This window comes from Variovorax sp. 01T439_2, from assembly GCF_056398445.1.
This window is the reverse complement of the sequence record NZ_JBFTPJ010000392.1, coordinates 1-5,085: the sequence shown is the minus strand read 5'-3', so window position 1 is coordinate 5,085 and position 5,085 is coordinate 1. Positions and strand designations below refer to the sequence as shown.

Genomic DNA, 5,085 nt, shown 5'->3' with positions numbered 1-5,085 from the left:
CTTGTGTACGTCGTACTTCGCTTCTGCCATGTGCCGTGACCGGTGCCCCATGCGCAAAGGCAACGTCTCGTCTTCCACGAACTTCAACATGGCCTGTTCAAGTGCATCGACCGATTTGACGGGCACCAGGAGACCGTTTTCTCCGTGCACCACTGTTTCGCGGCAACCAGGAGCGTCAGTGGTGATGATGGCGCGCCCCATTGCCATGGCTTCCAGCACGGTGCGAGGTGTGCCCTCACGATAGCTGGGCAACACATACACACTGCTGCGTGCAATGGCAGGACGCACGTCATCCAGACGGCCCAGGAATTCCAGCGTCCCGTCAGCCACCCAGGCGTCCAACTCGTGTTGCGCAATGGCGTTGGGGTTGGTGTCGATCCACCCCACCAACAAACAGCGAACCTCGGGGTGTACCGCCCTGACCCTGCGAGCAGCCTGCGCATATTCGCGCACACCCTTGTCGCCAAGCAAGCGGGCAATCAACAAGAAGCATGGATACCCTGACGGCAGCGGCACAGTTTGGAAGGCAGCTACGTCCACACCTGAACCATTGACCACACGGGTTCGTCCATCGAGCTTGACGAGCTTCCGTTGACGAAACAACGCCTCATCGTCGGGGTTCTGAAAAAACACTGTGTGCACACGCGCCAGAGCAATCGCATACAACCGCTGCACCAATTCCTGCAAACCGCTGCGCTTGCCTTCGCCTTGGAACGTGTACCCCAGTCCGGTGACAAGCGCAAAGCGCTGCGGAACGCCAGCCAGCCATGCGGCCAGGGAACCATAGATCACCGGCTTGATGGTGTAGCCCAGCACGTGTTCAGGCCGCAGGCGACGCATGAGCCGCCAAAGACTCCACAGTGTCCGCAAGTCCGCAGCCGGATTGGTGCCGGTGCGGCGCATGGCGACGTCGTGCACCACAACACCTGCAGCCTGCAATTGCCGGCGGACTGGGTTGCTCTCAGGTAGGTCGGGGGCTGCCACATGCACCTGAAAGCCGCGAGCCTGCAGCGCAGCGATCAGAGGGCCGCGAAAATTGATCAGCGACTCAGCCAGACTGGCGATCAGCAGGAACTTCATCGCACGCCGCTCCGCACCGGCGCCTGCTCCGCCAGCCAAGCCTGGAACATCAGCACGCACCAGAGTTGATGCTGCCAATTACGCTGCCCACTCAGGTGCTCGGCCCACCGTTGTCTTATGGGCGCGGGATTGAAATAGCCTTCGCGCTTCAGGCGGGTCTCGCTCAGCAAGTCTTCTGCCCAGTGGCGCAAAGGGCCACGCAACCAGCTATCGATGGGTACGCCAAAGCCCATCTTGGGCCGCTCTATCAACGCCTTGGGCACATGCCGAAACAGCACCTGGCGCAGCGCCCATTTGGTCGTGTAGCTCTTGTTCTCGCGTCGGAGCTTGTATTGCATAGGCAACCGCCATGCGAATTCCACGACCCGGTGATCGAGAAAAGGCACACGCGTTTCCAGGCTCACGCCCATCGCAGCCCGGTCTACCTTGGCCAGGATGTCGTCGGGCAGATAGGTCTGCAGGTCGAGCGACATCATGCGCTCCACATCGCTCATGCTCTTGCGATTGGGAGCCGGGTCATCGAGTACCGTGGTTGGTTCGGTGCCACCCAGGACTACGTCTTCGGGGTGGAGCCAGTGAGAAACCATGCCTCGATAAAGCTCGGCCGCGGAGCCCGCCGTCATGACGCCTGCGCCCTTGTGCAACTTGTCGCCCACGTTCGCCCACTGGCGGGCAAGCGGCGTATAGGCCGCTATGCGGTTCAACCGGTGCGGCGACACGCTCGTCAGCCCCATGGCCAACGCGCGCCTCAATCTCAGGGGCACCATGGATAAGCGCCGCCACAGACTTGCGGTGAGCGAATACAGGTTGTAGCCACAGAACAATTCGTCCCCTGCGTCGCCCGACAGCGATACCGTGACATGACGGCGCGCAAGTTGGCTCACCAGAAAGGTGGCAATCTGCGAAGAATCCGCGAACGGTTCGCTGTAAAGCTTGGGCAAACCGGGAATGACGGCCAGCGCTTGCTCTGGCGTGACATACAACTCGGTGTGCTCGGTACCCAAGTGCTGTGCCACCGCCTTGGCGTGTTCAGCTTCGTTGTAAGCGGTTTCGTGAAAGCCGATCGAGAAGGTCTTGACGGGCCGATGGGCTTGCGCCTGCATCAACGCCACAACGGTAGAAGAATCAATACCACCCGAGAGAAATGCTCCGAGCGGCACATCGGCCACCATTTGCTGTCGCACGGCGTCCTTGAGCAACACCTCCAAGGCATCAACCGCCTCTGTGGGGCTTCCCTCGAACAGATGGGCCACTCCTTGCTCGGCCGCCGCTGCATTCGACCAATAGGTTTCCAAGACAGGCTCAGGAGCGGCCTGAGACACGGTCAGCAAGCTGCCCGGTAACAGCTTGTGGACGCCCTCATAGATGGAATGATGGCCACCCACGTTGTTGTGCCGCATGTACAGGCACAGTGAATCGCGATTGATCTGCGCACGAAATATGGGATGCGCTCGTAGCGCGCTCAGTTCCGAGCCAAACAAGAACACCGCAGCGGAGCCACTGCCCTGCCATCCGTAATAGAGCGGCTTTTCACCCATGCGGTCACGTGCAAGTGTCAGGGTTCGGTTCTGTCTGTCCCAAACAGCAAAGGCAAACATGCCCACCGATCGCTCCACGGTAGCGCGAATGCCCCAGCCCTCGAAGCCGGCCAAGAGCGTTTCGGTATCCGAATGCCCTCTCCAGCCAGGAGCCGCGCCGCTCCGGCCCAGTTCGGCGCGCAAGTCCAGGTGGTTGTAGATCTCGCCATTGAAGACAAGCACGTATCGGCCGCTGACAGAGGTCATGGGCTGTGCACCAGCCTCAGACAACTCCACAACTGATAGGCGACGGTGCCCTAGGCCAATGGCAGCGTCTGGATCCAGCCACTGTCCATCTGCATCAGGCCCACGGTTCACGATTGCATCCGTCATCGCTTTGAGGCACTGCGCGGCCTCACCACGCCAATGACCGTTAAAAAAACCAGCTATTCCGCACATTTTTATAACTCCCTTTTTTAATAATAAATATGCGCAGCCCGAACCGGTACGCCGCCGACTCAGGCAATACGCATCGATATCTTGCAAATTTCCTAGAGACACTCCTTCTGCTACCTTTTTATAGGCCAGCCATATAACCGAAATTCCGCTCGCCCGTTCGCATACGAAATTGGCCGTGACATGCCAATTAAGTACGGCTCGGCGAATCCGGCGCTTTTGAATACCGTGTTTCCCACACTTTTTGCGCGTCTCATTCCGCACATTTTTCTTTCCTGCCGGCCTTCAATAGAAGACTAGCCAGCTGAGGCCCTACCTTCTGTACACAGAATTCGGCTTCCACGCGTTGGCGCCCTGCGTGCCCCATGGTTTGCCGCAGGTCAGCGTCGAGCAGGAGTTGCTCGAGTTTCACCACCCAACTATCTGCGGACGCCGCCAGGAACCCATTGACCCCATCCCCCACGATCTGCGTATTGACCCCAATTGGCGAAGCGACGACAGGTAAGCCGCATGCCATATATTGAATGAGCTTGTAGCCACATTTGCCACGCTCCCACGGCGAGTCGCTCAAAGGCATGATGCCGATGTCGCACTCAGAAATAGCTTGGACTTCCGATTCCTCAGTCCACGGTGCGCACTCGATGTCTACGCCGGTCATTTCCAAACTACCGCCTATCACGCGCAGCTTGAAAGCGAAGCGTGCAGCCAGTTTCGTCAAAGGCAATTCAAGTGCGGCCAAATACTTAACTGTGGATGGCGAGCCGATCCATACGATGCGAGGCACGCCTGCCTGACGTCGATGCAGCGACTGGAGAGGGTATCGCTCTAAATCAATTACCGTAGGCAACACTTCGACCCACGGAGCACCAGCGTCTCGCGCGCGCTGAGCCAAGTAATCATTGCCGGCGACGACCAAACGCCCCCCGGTCATCAAAAGATCAATGCGTCGCCCCAACAAACGACGAACCCAAGCCGAAGGATGCAAATCGTAGTTGTGGAAAATCGCGTCGTCGTAGTCGAGTACATATGGCATGCCGCCGAGCAGTGCTTTCTCCCAAGAGACCGGCACCCAGGGCAATGCCTCTTTTTCAATCCAGATCAAATCAAATTGATCGCTTTGGAGCAATTGCCACGCGCGATTTGCGTAAGCCTTCAGCACTGCACCGCCGCCGTACTTTTTTCTTTTGTACTTGTTCAGCAGCATCTCATTTCCAAAGAGCGGCTGAATCGTGCTCTCTATCCCCGCCTTCTCCAAAGCAGACGTGAATTGCAAAGAACGCAAGCGAGAGGAAGCACCCAAGCGACCGTAACGTGTTAGCGCAAGAATTTTCATTTGCGCGGCGTTTTCAGAATAGCCGGGAACTCTCGCCAGAGCATTCCATAAGCCTGTAGCGTATTTCGCAAATCTTCCATTCCGCCACGCACCAAGGAAAATACAGCACGAGTTACAGGCTCAACTAGCAAAGTTGTTCCGGCAAGCACCCAAGCAGGGAAGAAAGAAAAATGTTTGAACGCATATAACAAACGACTTCGCAGTGAGTAAAAAAGTCGACCTGCTTTGACCTGCTCCGAAGTGCCACCTCCTGCGTGGAACGCCTGTGCACTAGCCAGATAAACACTGCGCCAGCCGGCTCGCTTGGCGCGATAAGATAAATCTACTTCTTCAAAATAAACAAAAAAACGCTCATCGAATCCGCCTAATTTTTCAAAAAGGGACCGTCGGACTAGAAAAAAGGCACCGATAACTTGATCAACCTCTCTATCGTGAGCGTGATTCCATTCCCCCATGTGTTGACCCCAGGAGCGCAGTCCAGGTATTTTATTTAAACCAAGTGCTTGAGAAAGAAATAGAAATGTGGCGGGAAAGCGCGAGCAACTACGAGACACTCGCCCTGCCGAATCTATCAACTGAATTCCGGCAATACCGACACTTGAATTTTCAGCACACTCCATATAGCCCAGCGGGGCCGACAGTGAATCGCGAAGTAATTGGGCATCAGGATTCAAAAAAAGAATGTACTTGCCCTTGCAA

At 56.8% G+C, this 5,085-nt stretch carries 4 protein-coding genes; all 4 read right to left on the bottom strand.

Annotation, left to right across the window (positions count from 1 at the left end; all coding sequences use genetic code 11):
• Window positions 1-1,080 (bottom strand): glycosyltransferase family 4 protein (locus AC1DOC_RS18485; RefSeq protein WP_478130237.1); only part of this gene is annotated, 1,080 nt, incomplete at its 3' end.
• Window positions 1,077-3,056: an asparagine synthase (glutamine-hydrolyzing) gene (asnB, locus tag AC1DOC_RS18480; protein WP_478081040.1), complete on the bottom strand. Its 1,980-nt coding sequence runs from the start codon at window positions 3,054-3,056 to the stop codon at window positions 1,077-1,079. The genes AC1DOC_RS18485 and asnB, both read right to left, overlap by 4 nt.
• Window positions 3,057-3,306: 250 nt before the next feature.
• On the bottom strand, window positions 3,307-4,386 hold the full coding sequence (locus AC1DOC_RS18475) for a glycosyltransferase family 4 protein (RefSeq protein ID WP_478081031.1): 1,080 nt from the start codon (window positions 4,384-4,386) through the stop codon (window positions 3,307-3,309).
• Window positions 4,383-5,085: glycosyltransferase family 2 protein (locus tag AC1DOC_RS18470; protein ID WP_478130236.1), on the bottom strand; the 703-nt coding region annotated here is incomplete at its 5' end. The genes AC1DOC_RS18475 and AC1DOC_RS18470, both read right to left, overlap by 4 nt.